Origin of the sequence: Allobosea massiliensis (assembly GCF_042655245.1) — a bacterium.
In the GTDB taxonomy this organism is placed as follows: Bacteria; Pseudomonadota; Alphaproteobacteria; order Rhizobiales; family Beijerinckiaceae; genus Allobosea; species Allobosea massiliensis.
In genome coordinates, this window is the sequence record NZ_JBHSLU010000043.1 from 21,574 (window position 1) to 39,912 (window position 18,339).

Sequence of the window (18,339 nt, forward strand, 5' to 3'; positions counted from 1 at the left end):
GGTCAGCAGATGCGCGGCAATTGTTCGCCGACAAGCATGTCGACGATCCGTCCGCCGCCAAAGACGGTCTTCATAACCACGGTTCCCGGATGGGCGGCCGTGGCCTGTCCGATGATGCAGGCCTCGACACCGGCCGCCATGCCTTGCATGGCGGCCAAAGCCGCCTCGGCCTGGTCAGGCGGCACGAACAGCACCAGCGTTCCCTCGTTGGCCAGATAGAGCGGATCGAGCCCGAGGATTTCGCAGACCCCCTTGACCTCGGGGCGCAGCGGCAGGTCGGTCTCGGCGATCACGACCCCCACCCCGGCAGCATCGGCGATCTCGTTCAGGGCCGAGGCAAGCCCGCCACGGGTGGCATCGCGAGCGCAGCGCAGATCGGGTGCGGCGGCCAGGACCGCGTCCATCAACAGGTTCAGAGGCCGGCAATCCGATATGACATCGGTGGTCAGCGCCATGTCGCCGCGTGCGGCCAGGATGGCAGCGCCATGATCGCCGAGTACGCCGTTGACGATTGCCACGTCGCCGGGCCGGACATTGCCCGCCATCAAATCGCGGCCGGGCGGGATCACGCCCACACCGGCGGTGGTGACAAAGACGCCGTCGCCCGACCCCCGGCCCACCACCTTGGTGTCGCCGGTGACGATGCGCACCCCGGCGGCCTCGGCGGCGGTCTGCATCGAGCGGGCGATGCGGCGGAGGGTGGCGATCTCGACGCCCTCCTCGATGATGAAGGCGGCTGACAGCCACAGCGGCCGCGCGCCGCCCACGGCCAAGTCGTTGACCGTGCCGCAGACCGCGATGGTGCCGATGTCGCCGCCGGGAAATTCCATCGGCGAGACGACGAAGCTGTCGGTGGTGAAGGCAAGTCGCGCGCCCGGGTCCAGCAGCGACGGATGCATCAGCCGTGCCTGATCCTCCATCCCCGGCGGCGCGAAGACCGAGGTGAACACATCCTCGATCAGATCACGCATCGCCTTGCCGCCGCCGCCATGGGCTAGCGTCACCCGGTCGGCGACGACGCGCCGAGGGGGACGCAGTCGCTCGTTCACAGCGCCTCCTCCAGCCGCAGCCCGCCATACTGGTAATAGGCAGCGCAGGCCCCCTCGGAACTGACCATCAGCGCGCCCAGCGGCATTTCGGGCGTGCAGCGCTTGCCGAACTGCGGGCAGGAATGCGGCTTGATCCGGCCGGTCATCACATCGCCGCAGCGGCAGCCATCGGGCTCGGCCACCAGGCGCGGCCCCTTGCCGTAGCCGACCCCGAACTTGACCTCGGCATCCCAGGCTGCATAGGCGGGGCGAATGCGCATGCCGCTGGCGTCGATCTCGCCCAGGCCGCGCCATTCGAAACTGGGCCGTGGCTCATAGACCTCTGCGCAGGCGGCGATCGAGACCGGGTTGCCGTCATCCGGCACGACGCGGGAATACTGGTTTTCCACCTCCGCGCGGCCGTCGCGGATCTGTTCCAGCACCATCAGCACCGATTGCAGCAGGTCCAGCGGCTCGAACCCCGCCACCACGATCGGCTTGCCATAGTCGCGGGCGATGAAGTCATAGGGCCGCACCCCGATCACCATCGAGACATGCCCCGGCCCGACAAAGCCGTCGAGGATCATGTGCGGATCGTCGAGCAGCGCCTTGATCGGCGGTGGCACGGTGATGTGGTTGCAGAAGACCGAGAAATTGGTCTGCCCGTCCGCTGCCGCCTGCAGGATGGTCAGCGCCGTCGAGGGCGTGGTGGTCTCGAACCCCAGGCCGAAGAACACCACCTCGCGGTCGGGGTGGCGCCGGGCCAGTTCCAACGCGTCGAGCGGAGAATAGACCATGCGGATGTCGGCTCCGTCGGCGTTGGCCTGGATCAGCGACTTGCGATGCCCCGGCACCCGCATCGCATCGCCGAAGGTGGTCATGATGACGCCCGGCCGTTCGGCGATCTCGACGCATTCGTCGATCCGGCTCATTGGCAGGACGCAGACCGGGCAGCCCGGCCCGTGGATGAACTCGAGCCCCGGCGGCGTCAGCTTGTCGAGACCGTAGCGAAAGATCGCATGGGTATGCCCGCCGCAGATCTCCATGATGTGGACGGGTTTTTCGCGGGTAGCACCGATCTCGTCGGTGACGCGGGCAATGGCGGCCAGCACGCCGCGCGCGGCGATAGGGTCGCGGAATTCGTCAGCGTAGTTCATGATGCCAGCATCCTTTCCGAGGCCTTCATCGCCTCGATCTCGGCCTGCGCCTCGCCAAGCTGGCGCAGGACGTCAAGCGTCAGCGCCGCCTCTTCTTCATTGATCCGGCTCATGGCAAAGCCGACATGGATCAGGGACCAGGTGCCGATCAGCGCTTCGATCGGCTCGTCTTTCAAGATGCAAGCGACGTTGACCTGACGGCGGACGCCCATCACCTCGACTGTGGCTAGCTTTCGGCGGGCATCCGTGATTTCTACGATCCGGCCCGGGATTCCAAGGCACATGGGGTGTCCTCCGTTTGGCTGACGGCCAGGGCCACAACGGCCTGGCCAACTGCTAGTCCCCCGTCGTTCGCGGGGGTTCGGGCGTGGCTGAGAACCGTCAGCCCGCGGGCTTCGAGTCCGTGATGGACCAGCGCGAACAATGTCGCGTTCTGGAACACGCCGCCCGACAGGGCGACGGTGTCGATGGCGGTATCTTCGGTGATGCGCTCGGCCATCCGCACGACGGCCTGCGCCAGCCCGCGGTGAAAGCGGGCCGCTATGACACCGATCGGGGTGGCTAGGATCAGATCGCCGAGCATTGCCCGCCAGACCGCCAGCGGCTCAATATAGGGAATGCCCTTGCCCCCCGTCAGCGGAATGCTGAACGGATAGGCCATGTCGTCAGGCTCTGCCATCGCGGCGGCGTCGATCGCGGCCTCGAAGCGCATGGCGGCCTCGCCCTCGTAATCCTGCGCCTCCCAGGCCAGGCCCGCGATGGCGGCGGCCGCATCGAAGAGTCGCCCGCAGGAGGTCGACACCGGCGCATTCGTGCCACGCGCGATCATCGCATCCAGAGTCGCGCGCGGCGCCGCGGAAAGCCTGCGGAAGATCTCGAGCCCGTCGAAATTCATCGCGAATTCGGCCCAGCCCATTTCCGCCATCAGATGCGCATAGGCGTTGCGCCAGGGCTCACGGATCGCTGCTGCCCCGCCGGGCAGTGCCACCGGCTTGCACGATCCGACCCGCGCATAGCGCCGATAATCGCAGACCAGAAACTCGCCGCCCCAGAGCGTGCCGTTATCGCCAAGGCCGCTGCCGTCAAGAGCGATGCCAAGGACCGGGCGCGCATCCAACGGGCGGCCGTTCTCGGCGAGACAGGCGGCGACATGGGCGTGATGGTGCTGCACCGCGATCACCGGACGACCGCCGGCCAGCGCCCGCCCGGCCTGGGTGGACAGGTATTGCGGATGCAGGTCGACCGCGATCACGCTCGGCGCATGGTCGAACAGCCGGGTGTAGAGTGCCAGGTTCCGCGCGGCGTCGGCATGGGTGGCGGCATCCTCGAGATCACCCATGTGCTGCGATAGGATCGCTTGGCCGTCCTTGACGAGGCAGAAGGTGTTCTTCAGCTCTCCGCCCATCGCCAGCACCTGCGCCGCGCGCGAAAAGCCGGGCGGCAGTGGCAGGCCAGTCGGAGCAAAGCCGCGTGCCCGGCGCAGCACGCGCATCCGGCCAAGGTCCACCCGCACCACAGAATCGTCGATGCGGTTGGCGATCTCGCGGTCGTGCAGGCAGGCAAAGTCGGCAATGGCGGACAGCCGGTCGCGGGTTTCCTGATTGCCAATACATTGAGGCTGGCCTGAAGGATTGCCGCTGGTCATCACCACGGGGCGGCCGATGCGGCGCAGGATCAGGTGATAGAACGGCGTGTAAGGCAGCATCACCCCAAGCCGGTCCAGCCCCGGCGCGATGGCCCCGGGCAGGGCGTTCGGCAACGATTTGAGGAGCACGATCGGCGCTTCGGGGCCGGACAGGGCTGCGGCCTCGGCCTCGGAAACCTGGCAGAATTCGCGAACCACGCCCAGGTCGCGGGCCATCAGCGCAAAGGCCTTGCCATTGCGCCCCTTGCGGCGGCGCAGTTCGGCGACGGCGGCGGCATTGGTTGCATCGCAAGCCAGGTGTACGCCGCCCAGGCCGCGGATCGCGACGATATGGCCGTTCAGGATCATGCCGCCAGTGGCGTCGATGTCATCGAGCATCGAAAAGGCTTCGTGGTTGACCGCGCCGGGGCCCAGCTTCTCGATCCAGATCTGCGGGCCGCAGCGGCCGCAGGCGACCGGCTGGGCATGAAAACGCCGGTCGGTGGGGTCGGCATATTCTCCCGCGCAGATCTCGCACAGGTCAAACGGGGCCATCGTCGTCCGGGCTCGGTCATAGGGCGCCCCGGTCACGATGGAAAAGCGAGGGCCGCAATTGGTGCAATTGGTGAAGGGATAGCGGTAGCGGTGCTGGAACGGATCGCGGATCTCCGCCAGACAATCGGGGCAGGTCGCGGCATCGGGCGTCACCGAGCCGCGCATCGTACCGAGCGCCTCCGAAGCGACGATGGCAAAACCCAAAGGCGGCGCATCGTCCAGGGGCTCGACGCGCAGCTCCTCGATCCGGGCCAGCGCCGGTAGGGCGGCGTGCAGCCGGCCCGGAAAGCTGTCCAGCCCCTCGCCCCAGAGCCGGATCACCACGCCCTCGGCGGTGTTCTTCACGTCACCCGCCAGCCCCATCTCGCGCGCCAGCCGCCAGACCGTGGGCCGGAAGCCCACGCCCTGGACCTGCCCGCGCACGGTCAGGCGCGCGCCGGTCATGGCGCGGATTCCCATATCAGCACGCGGTTGTTGCCGCTGTCGGCCACGGCGACCGTGCTGCCACGCACCGACAGGCCGTAGGGCCAGCACAGGCTGTCGCGCATGGCCAATCCCCAGCGGTTGTCGCCCTTCGAGGCGAAATCAGGCTGGCCGGTCAACCAATCGGCCTCGGCCGCAAAGCCGACCCCGGCAAAGCCCAGCAGCCGCGAATTGGCTGTATCCCCGACAATCAGCCGGTCGCCCAGCACCCCGAGCGCATAGGGCATGTTGACCGCTAGCGACGACGGGTAATAGGCGCCCCGGTTCAGGTCGCAATCAGTCATCCTGGCCTGGCCTACGAGGGAATCGGCAGGCTGACCATTGGCTTGGGGAAAGCTGGACCAGACCATGACGCGATTATTGCCCGCATCCGCGACCGCCAGGCCGCCGCGCCAGCCGGTGGCCATATGGGGCCAACGCATGGAACGCGCCGAGACTGGCCCGCCCGCATTCTCGTCGCGGCAGGTGAAACAGTCCTGACCCAGCGCCAGATCGGCGGGCTGTCCGGTTTCGACCGGATCGTTCCAGACCAGCAGGCGGCGGTTGCCGGTGTCGCAGACGACTAGCCTGCCGTCGATCTCGGACAGGCCATAGGGCCAGTGAAGCGTCTGAGGCCCCGGCGCATCCGCGCCGCGATTGGCCAGCGCCGACCCCGCATCGGCCTGACCAAGCACGATGTCGGCCGGGCTTTCCGGGCCCTCGGGCAGGCGGTGCCAGATCAGCACCCGGTGGTTCCAGGCATCCGCCACCGCCAGGCCGCCGCGAAAGGCGGTGATGCCGGTCGGCACGTTCAGCGTGGCGGCGGTCACCGGCCCCTTGGCATTGCGCCCCTCGCGGCCAAAGGCGGGCTGGCCGAACAGGATATCGGCCGGCTGGTCGTCGCGGTCCGGCAGCTTGCGCCAGCCCAGCAGCCGATGGTGCCCGGTATCGGCGACCCAGAACGAGCCGTCGGGATGCAGGCAGACGCCACGCGGCCCGAACAGGCGATGCGCAGCCGGGGTAATCGGGTCGGCCAGCAGCCCGCCATCCGATCCCAAGATCACCTGCGCGCCCGACGGGTCGAGAAGCGGAGGGCCTTTTGTCACCGTGCCCTCGGCCTTGATCGGCGCAAACGAGGGCGCGAGCGAAACCTTCATGGCACGATCCTGACCTGGATGTGCGAGCCGATGACCCGCACCGCATGGGCGTGCAACTGCACCTCGGGCGCGGTCAGGCACTCGCCACTTTCCAGCGCATAGCGGAAACCATGCCAAGGGCAGGTCAGGATGCCCGCCTCGACGGCACCCTCGGTCATCTCGAGCCCCATGTGCGCGCAGGCGTTGCGAAAACAGGTCACCAGATCGCCCTGCCGCGCAAAGATCACCGATTCGCCGCCGACGGTCTCGAACAGCGTTGTACCATCCGGCAGCTTCGCCAGATTGAGCGCGTTGATCCAGCTGCCCCCCAGCGTCTCGGCAAAGGGCGAGGTGAAATGCACCGTGTCGGCACCACCGCCGCCCAACCCCTTGACCTGGCGCACTTCGGTGATCTCGGGCACATGATCCTCGATCGCCTTCTTGACGCCGGCATAGAACGTGAGTTGCGAGGCCGGGCAGCCGTCGCAGGCACCCAGAAAGCGGATCTCGGCGCGGTTGCCCTCGACCGAGGCGACCTCGGCATTGCCGCCGTGGCTGGCCAGCATCGGGCGCACCGTTTCCAGCGCGGCCTCGACCCGTTCATGCAGCGACGGCTTTAGGATACCGTGCCGGCGCAGGACGGCATAGACGACTTCGTCGCGCGCCGCATCGACCAGCGCCTTGCCAAAGCCGTCGTGGGACTTCAGCGTGCTGATCATTCGCCGGAACGCTTCGGCGTTCAGCGCGTCGATTGCTGCAGCCTGCGCCGTGGCCCCAATCCGCGCCGCATCGTCCCAGCCCTCGGCCAGCGCCTTGAGCGCATTGAGATCGCCCAAGAGCCGGTCGAGGCCGGGTCGATCACTGTGCTCGGGGGCGCCGCTGTCAGGCATCAGATCACGCGTACTTCACGTTCTTGAGGAGGAAAGGCTGGATCAGTCCGGTCACGCCTCCCGCAGCAAGTGCCGCCGCCCAGATGGGGGCGATTTGACCGACCCCGACGCCGACAACGATTCCCGCAAGGGAACCGAGAGTAAACTGGAGGATCACCTGTCCATTGTTCTTGAACAATTTCCCGGTGAAGAAGAGCTTCGCAGAATTCATAGCCATGGCGAACATGTGCGGTCCTCCCTCAGGTCAGCGACAAAACGACGACGGTCGCGACGACGGCCGCCCCACCGGCGATTGCACCGTAAAGGCCGCCCATATAGGCGGCGAGTTCGGTTCCAAGTGCTGACTTTCCGACCGCGACACCGCCCACGGCTCCAGTAAGCAGCGCAGCGAGGCATCCTGTGGCCAATGCAGCAAATATGATCAAGCGATGGTCTCCTTCTTCGAGTTTGTTCGGTGTGGTCAGTGCATGGCGTTGGGCGCAAACGCACCGTGGGGAGCGAGGTGCGACGAAAGTTCGGCAATCGCCTCGGCGACCGCCTGCGCCTTGTCCTCGACCCCGCGGGCGGCAAATATGCCCTTGGCCTCGCGCAGCAGGGCCACCGCCGCCGCAACGTTGCGCGGGTTTCCCGCCTCGGGGTTCGCCGGATCGTCGGGCAGGTTCGCCATGCAGTTCGCCTTGTTGGCGATGGTGTTGGCATAGGCCTCGGGCATGTCGCGAAAAGTGCGAACCTTCAGCGCCTCGTCATAGGCATCGAGCGCGCGAAAGCCGTTCTCGACCCGGTGCGCCGAAGACACATATTGCAGCGCATTGCCGAGGTTGTTCTGGAGCATCGCATACTCGACCGGCTGGTCGATCAATGTAACGACACGCAGCGCTTCCTCGAATGCCTGAACAGCCAACGCCTCGCGCAATTTGCCCGACTCGTCGGTAAACGGCATCGACAGGAAGGCCGTGGCCAGATTGTTCTGCAGGATAGCGAATTCCTTGGGAAAGGCGGTCCGGTCAAAGGTACGCAGGGCACGCTGATAGGCGCTAATCGCAGGCTGGATCGGGGCAAGTCCCATCCCCGCCATCGTCTGGCAGATCAGCCCGAGGTTCATTTCGGCCTCGGCGATCTCGGCATCCGAGCCCTCTGCCGTCAGAGTTGCAATGGCGGTCGTCATCTCCAACCGCGCCGCCTTGATCGCCTCTGCGTCGCTGCCAGGCACTGCCATCAGCGCGGTCGAAAGCCGCGCACGAATGCGCGCGGCACCCAGAGCTTCGTTTGGCGGCACCAGAGCGATCGCCCGGCGATAAAGATCGACGGCCGCGCGCAGATCCTCAGGGTCGCGCGGGGCCTGTTGCAGGCCCATCGCAATTTCCATCAGCATCTGTGCCTTGTCGGAGTCAGATGCGTCTGCGTCCTCGACCGCCGCAAGCGCCGCGTCGACCTGTTGCTTCGTGCGGCTTGATGCGCCCAACGAGTCCTCCCTGCGCGACTCTGACGGTCGCGTTATCCCTGATCACCCTAGAGCATCAACGCTCGACCGTCTACTTTCTTTCTTACTTGTAAACTAACTTTGCTAAGTCGCCGGGGATCGGAGCGCAGAGGGCGCACATCTCAGAATTCCAATGTACCGGTAAGTCGGACACCGCCATGGCGAGCAGCCCATGGGCCTGAAATACGTCGCGCGCCTGCGCGACGCGGTCGCCGGCGGCGTTGCGCTGTTTAAGCAAGCAGCCTCCGGCCGTCGCATGATGCACCGGCAGAACCATCAGCGTCTGGTCCCGGATCAGGACCACAACCGCCGCGACACCCTGCAGATAGGTCTCGACAACCGGCGCCGGCAGATAGACAGACCCGTCACGGACGGCGATGCCACTGCTCATGTCGAAGCCCAGTGTCGCAACAGGGTGGTCACCTTGTTTGCGACAAGCTCGACTGCCGTGGAGACTGTAGGGCTGAGAGACAAGCCAAGCGCGAGTGTCTCTGCCTCGATCAGGAAGACCGTTACGTGCGCGGGAAACGCATCGCCATAGATGCGCTGCCCGGCATAGATCGCGTTGTCCCAGCGAAATTCGTGCAGGCCTGCTCCGCGCGCCGATGGTGCTGCAAGAACTTCGCCCGGTACTTCGTAGACCGAACCTGGTGTTCCCATGGGAACCCGAGCGTCCACAATCAGCAGATGGGTGGCGCCCCGCGCTTTGTAAATTACGGCCATACCGTCGGTGCCAACGTCAAACAGGCGAACAGACGCTGGCAACTGGCGGTTGCGAAGCAACTCGATCACCGCGGGGCCCGCCCCATCATCGCTGCGGTTCGGATTTCCGCAGCCCAGGACGACGATTTGCTGTCCGATCAAATCCGCCATAACCTGCAGGACCATGCGGGCTCGACCGGAAGCATCAGTTCGGGAAGATCGCAGCATCTGGCGTGGACTTTGTAATACATGCAGGTCTCGCAGGGTTGCGGCATGCCCTCAGCTTCAATCGTGTGGTCGGTAAAGCCTGCAATGATCAGCTTCTTGTCGAGGTCGTCGCCGGCTTCGAGCTGAAGCCGGTTGACGATGGCATTGACCTCTTCGCTTGTTTCGGCCCGTGGCCAGACTTCGGTCTGCAGCCCCGCCGAGAGGCGGTCGGCGATTGAGCGACGCAAGGCATCCATGTCCATCATGCGTGGACCTTCATATGCGCCAGAGCCTGCACCACCAGTCCGGCTTGGCAGGCAAGTTGAGTTCAGGCAGATCGCACCAGCGCCGGTGCACTAGATAGTACATGCACTCCTGACAGCGCATCCGGTCCGGTCCGTAAGGCTCCAGAAGCCAGCCCGAGATCACCAGTTTCTGGCGCAGATCGTCCGCGCTCAGCGGCCGCAGGATGTCCAGTAGTTTCCCGAACTCGCGGTCGGTTTCAGGGAACGGGCTGACCTCGGTCACAAGCCCATCCTCGAATATATCCTCGATCATGCGAAGCAACATATCATGGTCCGCATCAGCCGGAGAAAGGCCGTAGCGGTCCGTGAAGTATTTCGTATCCCGTGCCGTGGCGACGGCATCTTTGTTTTCGCTCATGACGGCCTCCCCACCGGTGTGCGTTTCTCCCGAAGCAATTCCGCTGTAAGGCGAGATTGCTTCGGGGTAGATGGGTCAGGCGGTCCGGAAGCGGGCCATCTCCTCGCCGGTGTCGCCGTCATGCGCATGCACGGTGCAGACGAGGCAGCTGTCATAGGACCGGCAAACGTGGCCGACCTCGACCGGATCATGCTTGTTCTTGATCGGGGTTCCGAGCAAGGCCTCTTCGATCGGGCCGCGCTGGCCGTCGGCGGAACGCGGGCCAACGTTCCAGGTCGTCGGTGCGATGATCTGGTAGTTCGCGATCTTGCCGTTCTTGACTTCGATCCAGTGGCACAGAGCGCCACGGATCGCTTCGGTGGCACCCCACCCCTTGCCGTCCCGTTCAGTCGGCTTGATGTACCACTCGTCGTTCAGGCGGAACTCGCGCAGGATACGCTCCGCCTCGCGATAGAGGATGCACAGTTCGTGCATCCGCGCGAAGTGTCGCAGCATGATCGAGGCACCGCCCATCTTGCGGTACATGTCGAGCACGAGACCATCTGAATGCTGGAATGCCTGCCCGGTCGTGTTTCCAGCGATCAGACGCCGTGCCAGCGGACCGGCCTCCAGCGCGCCGCTCTCGGCGTGCCGCACGGCGGTACCCCAGGAGTATTTTCCATTCGTATCGACGGTATTTTTGGCGATCGGCTTGGTGGTACGGTCGAAAGGATGAACGGCGCTCTTGCCTTCGTCATACCAGGCATGGGTCGTATCTTCGCGGGTGAAGATGTGCTCCATCGGGCCGAAGCTGTCGGTGGCACCGTCATAGGTACCGGCCTTCATGATCACCGCACCTGAGCGGCTGTCTATTGTCGGCTTGTTGTACTTGTCTTCATGCGGCAGGTAGCCCCAAGTCACGAACCTGCCGTGGCCCTTGCCATAGTGTTGCAGTCCGATCTCCTTCGACATGCGCCAGAACAGGCCCAAGTCCGAATTGGCATGTTTCGGGCTTTCGTCCAGCCAGGCCTCGAACTGCTCGAGGGTCTGGATCTGTTCGTAGCGCTCCATCGAACAGCCGAGCCAGAGCGGTTCGATCCAGTTCTGGCGGAAATGCTCGAGAATCGCCCAGGCGCGCGTCACGTCGGTCAGGGTGGGGGCACACATCACGCCGCCCGGCACCATGAAGGAGGAATGCGGCCACTGACCGCCCAAGAGCGCGTAGATCTCAACCGGACGGCCCGAGATCGTCACGCCAGCCTCATAGGAGGTGCCGGTGAAGGGCGAATAGCGCTTGACCGCTTCTTCGTAGAACGGGCTCGCCGCATAGTTGGCGTTGGTGTAGTCGATCATGAAGAGTCCGTAGTGGTGGCGCGGCAGCGATTGCAGCGACTCCACGATCTGGCCGAGGTTGCGTGCAAGGATCGCGTTACGCGGCACGGTCGTGCCCCAGGCGGTGTCAAGCGCCCAGGCGGCGCAGGTCAGGTGCGAGGCGCCGCAGATGCCGCAAGCGCGCGGTGTCACCACGAGCCCGGCCTGCGGGTCCTTGTCCTTCAGGATCACCTCGAAGCCGCGGAACAGTTCCGCATGCGTCCAAGCATTGGTCACCACACCGTCCTGGATATCAACGCGCACGTCGAGATCGCCTTCGACGCGGCCGACCGGAGAGATGTCGAGAGTCTCGACGCTGGATAGTGCTGTCATTTTCTTGGTTCCTCCCTGAACGGATTTAAACGACGAAGATGTCTTCTTCCGCCCAAGCGGGGGCCATGCCCTTGGCGGCGGCGGTCAGCTTGATGTATCCGACCTTGTCGACGCCCGTAGGCATGTCCTTGGGCACACCCATGACCGTCTGGGTCTTGAAGACGGTGCCAGGGCTCAGATCGAAGAAGGGGAACTCAGGTTCCGTGCAGCCGAGGCAAGGCATGCCGGCCCGTGTCTTCGACGAGTGGCGGTTCCAGAGGATGCGATTGCAGGGGCTGTGCGTCATCGGGCCGCGGCAGCCCAGATCGTAGAACAGGCAGCCCTTGCGCTGCCCGAAGGCTGTGGTCGAGACCTTGTAGGCGAAATGCATGTTGCGGGTGCAACCGGTCTGCGTGAAGGACGAGAAGAACGTCTTCGGCCGGTGGAACTCGTCAAGGGTCAGATCGCCCGCACGCCCCGTTGCGACCGCAACCAGAATCTGCGTGACCCAGTCGGGATGCGCCGGGCAACCCGGGATGTTGATGACCGGAAGGCCCGACTTCGCCTTGAAGTTGGTGCCGAGCGAGCCGCCTTTGGCACGCTTGAGGAATTGCAGGCCGACGCTTTCGGACGGGTTCGGCGCCATCGCTGGGATGCCGCCATAGGTGGCGCAGTCGCCGATCGCGACGACGAAATCCGCCGCTGCCGACAGTTCCTTGACCCACTCCTTCATCGGGCGGCCGCAGAAGCGGTTCCACTCGCCGGTGCCATTGGGCGCGTTCACGACGGTGCCCTCGAACACGAAGATGTCGAGCTTGATCTCGCCCGAGATGCATTTCTTCAGGATGGTCTTGACGTCTTCGCCAAGCTCCAGCCCAAGCGAGGGCTGCCACAAGATGTTGATGCCGAAATCGGTCACAAGGTCACACGCGCTCGGTTCCTCGGCATTGAGGAACGACATCGTGTTCCCCGAGCACGCACCACCTTGCAGCCAAAGTAGATTGGCCATTTTCTTCCTCCCTCTCGTTGAGCTGCCTTGGCCCCCCAGCCAAGGGTAGCGACCCGATCGACTCTTGTGAGGGTCGATCCTGAGACGGGCAGGATATCGGCCATAGCGCGCAACTCGAAATCAACTTGCGCCCTGAAAAGGTGGAATCTATGAAACAAATTGCATACTGCAAACTTAGTTTGCTGTTTTGACAGCCGGTTTCAGCGGCGGCCGCCGAAAGATGGGCAGCGCGATTCTCCCAAGTGACGGTACCAGACCCCGACGCAATGGTTGCACCAGCGTCCCTTCGGGTTCATCGCGACGGCTCCAAGTGTCTCGGACAGTGGGGCCAAGCCTAAGTTTTTGAATGGAGCCTGCGATTTTGGCCAACGCTTGCTCGGATCCGGAAAGGCAACGACATTAAACCGAGAGGGGTCATCAGAACCGCTTTCCTCTGTCATGCCCGTCGCTTGCGCTGGATATCGTAACGCTTGATCTTGTTGGCGAGTCCTACGCGCGACAGCCCCAGGTCGGCGGCAACCTTGCTCTGGTTCCATTGGTGGCGGTCCAGAGCGCGCTCTACCACTGACCGCTCCACTCGTTCGACAATATCTTTGAGGCTACCTTCTGAAATCAGTGCAGACAATTTGTCGCGATCATACACTGGAGTTTTGGAAATTTTGTCGGAGAGGTGCCGGAAGGCGATGTAGCCGCCCTGCTCGGCTACCGCGACCATGCGCTGAACTTCGGTCTCGAGTTCGCGGACGTTGCCGGGAAAGGGATAGGCCTCCAGCCGCTGCAAGGCGTCCGCCGTGATCCCAAGTACATTCCGGCCGACGACACCCGCATATTTCTCGACGAAGAAGCGCGTCAGTACGGGGATATCTTCGGGGCGCTCGGCCAGCGATGGAACATTCAATTGGAAGCCTCGCAGACGGTAGTAAAGGTCGCGCCGGAAGCTGCCCTTCTCGACCAACCGTTCCAACCGCTTGTTCGACGCTGCGATGATGCGGACATCGCTGTGCAGCATGGTATCCGAACCTAGGGGCTTCACCTCACCCTCCTGCAGAAAGCGCAGTAGCGCGATCTGGAACTGGGGCGATATGTCGGACACCTCGTCGAGCAGGATAGTGCCGCCATCGGCCGCACGAAACAGCCCCAGTCGGTCCGAGATTGCGCCGGGAAAGGCCCCGCGGACATGCCCGAAAAGTTCGGAGTGCAGCACGTTCTCCGCGATGCCGCCGCAGTTCTGCACCAGCATCGCCGACTTGCGCCGCGGCGAATTGAAATGGATCGCGCGGGCTAACAGCTCCTTGCCCGTGCCGGTCTCGCCCTGGATCAGCACCGGCATGTTGGTCTTAGCGGCCATCTGCGCTTCGGAGACCAGTTCGGCCATCTTCCGGCTGAGGAAGACCAGCCGCTCGAACTGCGAATAGCCACCCTGGACAAAGCTTTCCTTCACTCCGTGGAAGATGTCGTCGTCGAGTGACAGCTTTAGCTCGCGACTCAGGATACGGTGACGCCGCGACAGTTCGACATGTTCAAGCGCCCGCTTCGCAACAAGGCTAAGCTGCATCGCCTCTACCGGCTTGAACAGAAACAGGTACGAAGCCGTCCGGTTAGCCAGTTCGTGGCCGGATCTGACCTTTTCGTGGTCAAGAAGGAGGATGCGCGTACAGGAGGTATGCGCCAAGCGTGACCGCAACAGCGCGCTTTCGTCCTGGGAAACTTCGTCGCAGCAGTCGTAAAGAAAGAGATTCACGTTCACTTCTTCAAGCCTGCGGATCGCTGACCTGTCGTCCTCGCTGAAAATGAGACGGTATCCGTCGGCCTCGCTGAGCGCGCGCGAGACCCCTTCAAGAACGGCGGCGTCGGTAGACTTCACCAGAACCGTCTGAAATGTGGCCAAATCAGTTCTCCGTCGCAAAACTGCAAAGCAACTTTACGTTCTGTCCGCAGACTTCTCAAGCCCAGCTGCAGACAACCCCTGAAGAAGCCCCGATTGGTCGGACATGTCCTCCTTGGTTGTGCGGTCTGCGATGAACTCTAGCGGTGAACGGTATCCCAGCCCCTTATGCGGGTGAAGCCGGGTGTAGTGATCGAACCATGCTCGCAGCTGACGCATGACGATTTTGGCGTTGGGCAGCGGATTGACCCCTGGCTCAGTGCCTGATGGTTTGAACGAAATCCTCGACCATGCCGTTGGATTGCGGGCTCTGGACCAGTGTCGTCGGCAGTTCGAAGCCAATCTCACGCGCGAAGCGTCGGGTTTTCCCTCGGCAAGCCTCGTTCGGGGCGGCCTGGGCAAATTCACAAGCTGATCTACCGGGTCATGCAGGCCCGCAGCCTGCTCTCCTGCGATGTCGCAGCGACCGCCTGATGCTGGATCGAGTGAAGTCGACCGTCTTCGTCGATGCCCAGCGAAACCACGTTGATCGTATCGGGCCGGCGGACTTGGGAGAACATATGCTGTCGCGTCAGCCCCAGCCGGACAGAGCACTCTAACGCGAGCGAGCCATCACAGGCAGGGAGAGCTGATGCTGCGGGCGTAAGCCGGAGCCGAACCCGCGGCCGACATAAGGCGAAACGACCCGGACATTCTCGCTCGACAGCCCGAAGACACGGGGTGCCGCCAGCTCTACGCACATGTCGGAGGGGTGCGTCGCGATGCAGTACTCGCTTGCGCCCAGAATGGTGTGGATGCGGTTCAGCCCGCCGATCGCCGAACAGCCCGAGCCGGGCTCGCGCTTGTTGCAGGGCGTGGCGGCATCGTTGAAATAATAGCAGCAGCGCGTGCGCTGGTTCAGATTGCCGCCGGTCGTGGCCGCATTGCGCAGCTGCGGCGTCGCGCCGGCCAGGATCGCACTGGCGAGCAACGGAAAGCGCGCGGCGACGCGCTCGTCTTAGGCGACCATGGTGTTGGAGACGAGCGCGCCTATCCGCAGAGACCGGTTCTGCCTCTCCGCGATGCCCTGAGCCCCACGATGCGCGTCACGTCGATGGCTGCTCGACGTCGTATTTCATCGGGTCGACGAGTTTGGTGCCGCCGGCGATGAGGCGCGCGCTGGACTCCGCGGAAAGCGCCCTGATCGCATCGTCGACGGTGTCGGCGCGGTGATAGGAAAAGCGGTTCATTCCGCGGCCTCCTTCATTAGCTGGCCGCGCTGGACGAGCACGTCTTCGATGGCGTCGACGATGTTGGGGTAAGCGCCGCAGTGGCAGATGTTGCCGGTCATATGCTCGCGGATCTCCTCGCGAGTGGTGGCGCGCCCCTCCTCGATCAGCGCCACGCCGGAGCAGATCTGTCCTGGCGTGCAATAGCTGCACTGGAGGGCGTTGCGCTCGACAAAGGCCGCCTGCAGCGGATGCAGCGCACTGTCCTGCGACAGCCCCTTGATCGTGGTGATCGCTTTGCCGTCCTGCATCACCGCGAGCTGGAGGCAACTGTTGATCCTCTGCCCGTCGATCAGGACGGTGCAGGCGTCGCACTGGTCATGGTCGCAGCCCTTCTTCGTGCCTGTCAGCGCGAGGTCGTGCCGGAGTAGATCGAGCAGCGTCGTGGCGGGCGCGACCTTCACCGATGCCGAACATCTCGAAGCCGCCATCCACGAGAGCGTCATCGACATCAACCGCAAGCGCATGAAAACCCATTCGTGTGACAATCTGCGAATTGCTGCTTAGGGCAATTCCGGCAGGTGTCGGCGTCCTTGCTCGGACAGGAACGCATACATGCGCGCCGCAGCCGGCAACAGCGCGCGCTCGGGGCGGCGGATCACGAACCATTCACGCAGGAGAGGCAGCCCCTTGACCTTGACGATGGCGATGCGCCGGTCGGCGACTTCGGCGGCGATGACGTGGCTAGAGATGAATGCCATGCCCAGGCCGGCCATGACGGCTTGCTTGATCGTCTCGTTGCTGGCGATCTCCATGCCGATCCGTGGCGCCATTGCGTGCTCAGCGAAGTAGCGCCCCATCAGAATGCGGGTGCCCGAGCCCGGCTCGCGGACGAGAAAGGTTTCCGCCTCGAGCCCGGCGACTTCGACGCTGGTCCTGCCGGCAAGGCGATGTCCGGGCGCGCAAATGATGACATGCGGATGATCGCCCAACTTTTGGCTTTCAACGAGGAGATCATCCGGCGGCCGGCCCATGATTGCGAGGTCGAGCTGGTTGCTCCGCATCAGGCTGAGCATCTCGCCGCGGTTGCCGATGACCAGCCGGACCTCGATGTTAGGATGCGCCTGCTGGAAGGCCGAAATGATGAAAGGCACGAAGTATTTCGCGGTGCTGACTGCACCGATCGAAACCTCGCCGCCTTGGCCAGCGCGCATGGCAGCGAGTTGACGCTCGGTTTCGAGGACGAGCGTCTCGATGTGCTGTGAGAGCGCGACCAAAAGAACTCCCGCCTGCGTCGGGACGAGGCGCCCGTTGGCGCGCTCGAACAGGGGCAGGCCCATCCGCTCCTGCAGGGTCTGGATCTGGAGCGAAACGGCCGGCTGCGTCACGCCGATGGATGTCGCGGCGGCGGTGTAGCTCCCGCTCCGGGCCACGATGGCCAGCGCCCGCAACTGGCGCAACGTGGCGTCGCGGAGATGGCGACTGGCATTAGACATTCTTTGGCCTATCAACAGAAGAATAAATTTCCCTTTTAATCTAGAAGCCCGAATGTGAAGTCAATGGACGGTTCGGCCCAGCGAGGCAGCGCCGCATTCGAAGGCTCCTGGGGAGGAAGCTCGTGTTGGACCAACCGTCGCTGGCGCAATGTCTTGCGCCCTATCGAACTGGTGGCGAGCTGCAGACGCAGGTCGCCGACACGACCCTCGCTTTGGCGCAGGCAGCGGTTTCGATCTCCGAACTGGTCTCGAAAGGCGGCCTGGCCGGCGATCTGGCGGGCGCAACGGGCGCGACTTCCGACGGCGACGCCCAGAAGGCGCTCGATCTCATCGCCAACGACCTGATCCTCGCGGCGCTGTCGCGCTGCCCGGTCGCACAGATCGCCTCGGAAGAGAACGACGAGATTCAGCACCTTCCCGGCAACGGCCCTCTCGCGGTGGCGGTCGATCCCGTCGACGGCTCCGCCAACATCGCGACGAACGGGGCGATCGGCACGATCTTCTCGATAAGGGCGGCGGATGCGGGGGATGCGTCGGAACTCGGAGCTTTCGCCTCGACCGGTGAGGCCCAGCTTGCCGCAGGGTATGTGCTCTACGGACCCCAGACGACGCTGGTTCTGACGACGGGGTCCGGCGTCGATGTCTTCGTGCTGGAACGGAAGACGGCTGCCTTCCTGCGCACGAAGACAGGGATCCGCATACCGCGCGGCACGCGGGACTATGCGATCAACGCCTCGAACGCCCGGCACTGGGACCCGCCAGTGCGTCAGTTCGTCGAGGATTGTCTCGCAGGCTCATCAGGACCGCTGGGCGTCGACTACAACACCCGCTGGTATGCCGCGATGATCGGCGAGGCGCACCGCATCCTGTTAGGCGGGGGCGTGTTTCTCTATCCCGGCGATGCCAGGCCCGGCTATCATGAGGGCCGCCTGCGGCTGGTCTACGAGGCGCAGGCCGTCGCCTTCCTGATCGAACAGGCGGGTGGAGCCGCTAGCGACGGCTATCGGCCGATCCGAACGATTCTGCCGCAGCGCCTGCACCAGCGCGTGCCGCTGATTTTCGGCGCGCCCGAAGAGGTCTCACGCATCGACATGCTGCATGCCGCCCCGGCGGATGACCGGTCCGTCGCGCCGCTGTTCGGGCGGCGCGGCCTGTTCCGGTCCTGAGCGGAGATC

Annotated in this window: 19 protein-coding genes and 1 pseudogene; 1 reads left to right on the plus strand and 19 read right to left on the minus strand. The window is 64.3% G+C overall.

What is annotated here, in order from left to right; all coding sequences use genetic code 11:
- Positions 1 to 2 precede the first annotated feature (2 nt).
- The 19 genes and pseudogenes from hypE to ACFPN9_RS14410 form a co-directional block, all read right to left on the minus strand.
- The gene (hypE, locus tag ACFPN9_RS14320) at positions 3 to 1,049 is read right to left on the minus strand and encodes a hydrogenase expression/formation protein HypE (RefSeq protein WP_305681353.1); all 1,047 of its coding nucleotides are present in this window, start codon (positions 1,047 to 1,049) and stop codon (positions 3 to 5) included.
- Entirely contained in the window at positions 1,046 to 2,185 is a 1,140-nt protein-coding gene (hypD, locus tag ACFPN9_RS14325) for a hydrogenase formation protein HypD (RefSeq protein ID WP_068078314.1), read from the minus strand. The genes hypE and hypD overlap by 4 nt, the downstream gene beginning before the upstream one ends.
- Complete coding sequence (locus tag ACFPN9_RS14330; protein ID WP_068078317.1) at positions 2,182 to 2,469, minus strand: HypC/HybG/HupF family hydrogenase formation chaperone; 288 nt, start codon at positions 2,467 to 2,469, stop codon at positions 2,182 to 2,184. The genes hypD and ACFPN9_RS14330 overlap by 4 nt, the downstream gene beginning before the upstream one ends.
- Positions 2,439 to 4,808, minus strand: a complete 2,370-nt coding sequence (gene hypF / locus ACFPN9_RS14335; protein WP_305681354.1) for a carbamoyltransferase HypF — start codon at positions 4,806 to 4,808, stop codon at positions 2,439 to 2,441. The genes ACFPN9_RS14330 and hypF overlap by 31 nt, the downstream gene beginning before the upstream one ends.
- Positions 4,805 to 5,983, minus strand: a complete 1,179-nt coding sequence (locus tag ACFPN9_RS14340; RefSeq protein WP_068078326.1) for an NHL repeat-containing protein — start codon at positions 5,981 to 5,983, stop codon at positions 4,805 to 4,807. Before ACFPN9_RS14340 ends, hypF begins: the two co-directional genes overlap by 4 nt.
- Positions 5,980 to 6,852 carry a NifU family protein gene (locus tag ACFPN9_RS14345; protein WP_068078329.1) on the minus strand — a complete coding sequence of 291 codons (873 nt, stop codon included), beginning with the start codon at positions 6,850 to 6,852 and terminating at the stop codon, positions 5,980 to 5,982. Before ACFPN9_RS14345 ends, ACFPN9_RS14340 begins: the two co-directional genes overlap by 4 nt.
- A 4-nt stretch (positions 6,853 to 6,856) precedes the next feature.
- Positions 6,857 to 7,078, minus strand: coding sequence for a hypothetical protein (locus ACFPN9_RS14350; protein ID WP_068078333.1), 222 nt, complete (start codon positions 7,076 to 7,078; stop codon positions 6,857 to 6,859).
- Between the two features lie 13 nt (positions 7,079 to 7,091).
- Positions 7,092 to 7,277: a hypothetical protein gene (locus ACFPN9_RS14355; protein WP_068078336.1), complete on the minus strand. Its 186-nt coding sequence runs from the start codon at positions 7,275 to 7,277 to the stop codon at positions 7,092 to 7,094.
- A 35-nt stretch (positions 7,278 to 7,312) separates the two neighbouring features.
- A complete protein-coding gene (locus ACFPN9_RS14360) occupies positions 7,313 to 8,314 on the minus strand; it encodes a tetratricopeptide repeat protein (protein WP_068078341.1) in 1,002 nt (333 codons plus the stop codon).
- Between the two features lie 82 nt (positions 8,315 to 8,396).
- The gene (locus ACFPN9_RS14365) at positions 8,397 to 8,723 is read right to left on the minus strand and encodes a hypothetical protein (RefSeq protein WP_068078344.1); all 327 of its coding nucleotides are present in this window, start codon (positions 8,721 to 8,723) and stop codon (positions 8,397 to 8,399) included.
- Entirely contained in the window at positions 8,720 to 9,220 is a 501-nt protein-coding gene (locus tag ACFPN9_RS14370) for a hydrogenase maturation protease (protein WP_305681355.1), read from the minus strand. The genes ACFPN9_RS14365 and ACFPN9_RS14370 overlap by 4 nt, the downstream gene beginning before the upstream one ends.
- Positions 9,193 to 9,507, minus strand: coding sequence for a hypothetical protein (locus ACFPN9_RS14375; RefSeq protein ID WP_054207158.1), 315 nt, complete (start codon positions 9,505 to 9,507; stop codon positions 9,193 to 9,195). Before ACFPN9_RS14375 ends, ACFPN9_RS14370 begins: the two co-directional genes overlap by 28 nt.
- A gap of 10 nt (positions 9,508 to 9,517) precedes the next feature.
- Positions 9,518 to 9,904 carry a hypothetical protein gene (locus tag ACFPN9_RS14380; RefSeq protein WP_305681356.1) on the minus strand — a complete coding sequence of 129 codons (387 nt, stop codon included), beginning with the start codon at positions 9,902 to 9,904 and terminating at the stop codon, positions 9,518 to 9,520.
- Between the two features lie 75 nt (positions 9,905 to 9,979).
- Complete coding sequence (locus ACFPN9_RS14385) at positions 9,980 to 11,587, minus strand: nickel-dependent hydrogenase large subunit (RefSeq protein ID WP_068078347.1); 1,608 nt, start codon at positions 11,585 to 11,587, stop codon at positions 9,980 to 9,982.
- Positions 11,588 to 11,612: 25 nt separating this feature from the next.
- Positions 11,613 to 12,575, minus strand: a complete 963-nt coding sequence (locus ACFPN9_RS14390; RefSeq protein ID WP_068078350.1) for an NADH-quinone oxidoreductase subunit B family protein — start codon at positions 12,573 to 12,575, stop codon at positions 11,613 to 11,615.
- Between the two features lie 436 nt (positions 12,576 to 13,011).
- Positions 13,012 to 14,463, minus strand: coding sequence for a sigma-54 dependent transcriptional regulator (locus ACFPN9_RS14395; protein ID WP_068078356.1), 1,452 nt, complete (start codon positions 14,461 to 14,463; stop codon positions 13,012 to 13,014).
- 718 nt (positions 14,464 to 15,181) lie between these two features.
- Positions 15,182 to 15,689 (minus strand): annotated as a pseudogene (locus ACFPN9_RS14400) (FAD binding domain-containing protein); the annotation flags it as partial.
- Positions 15,686 to 16,174, minus strand: a complete 489-nt coding sequence (locus ACFPN9_RS14405) for a (2Fe-2S)-binding protein (RefSeq protein ID WP_082735059.1) — start codon at positions 16,172 to 16,174, stop codon at positions 15,686 to 15,688. The pseudogene ACFPN9_RS14400 and the gene ACFPN9_RS14405, both read right to left, overlap by 4 nt.
- 57 nt (positions 16,175 to 16,231) lie before the next feature.
- Positions 16,232 to 17,128 carry a LysR substrate-binding domain-containing protein gene (locus ACFPN9_RS14410; RefSeq protein ID WP_305681358.1) on the minus strand — a complete coding sequence of 299 codons (897 nt, stop codon included), beginning with the start codon at positions 17,126 to 17,128 and terminating at the stop codon, positions 16,232 to 16,234.
- A 158-nt stretch (positions 17,129 to 17,286) separates the two neighbouring features.
- Here ACFPN9_RS14410 and ACFPN9_RS14415 point away from each other — a divergent pair, with 158 nt between their 5' ends.
- The gene (locus tag ACFPN9_RS14415; RefSeq protein ID WP_068078364.1) at positions 17,287 to 18,330 is read left to right on the plus strand and encodes a class 1 fructose-bisphosphatase; all 1,044 of its coding nucleotides are present in this window, start codon (positions 17,287 to 17,289) and stop codon (positions 18,328 to 18,330) included.
- Positions 18,331 to 18,339 lie beyond the last annotated feature (9 nt).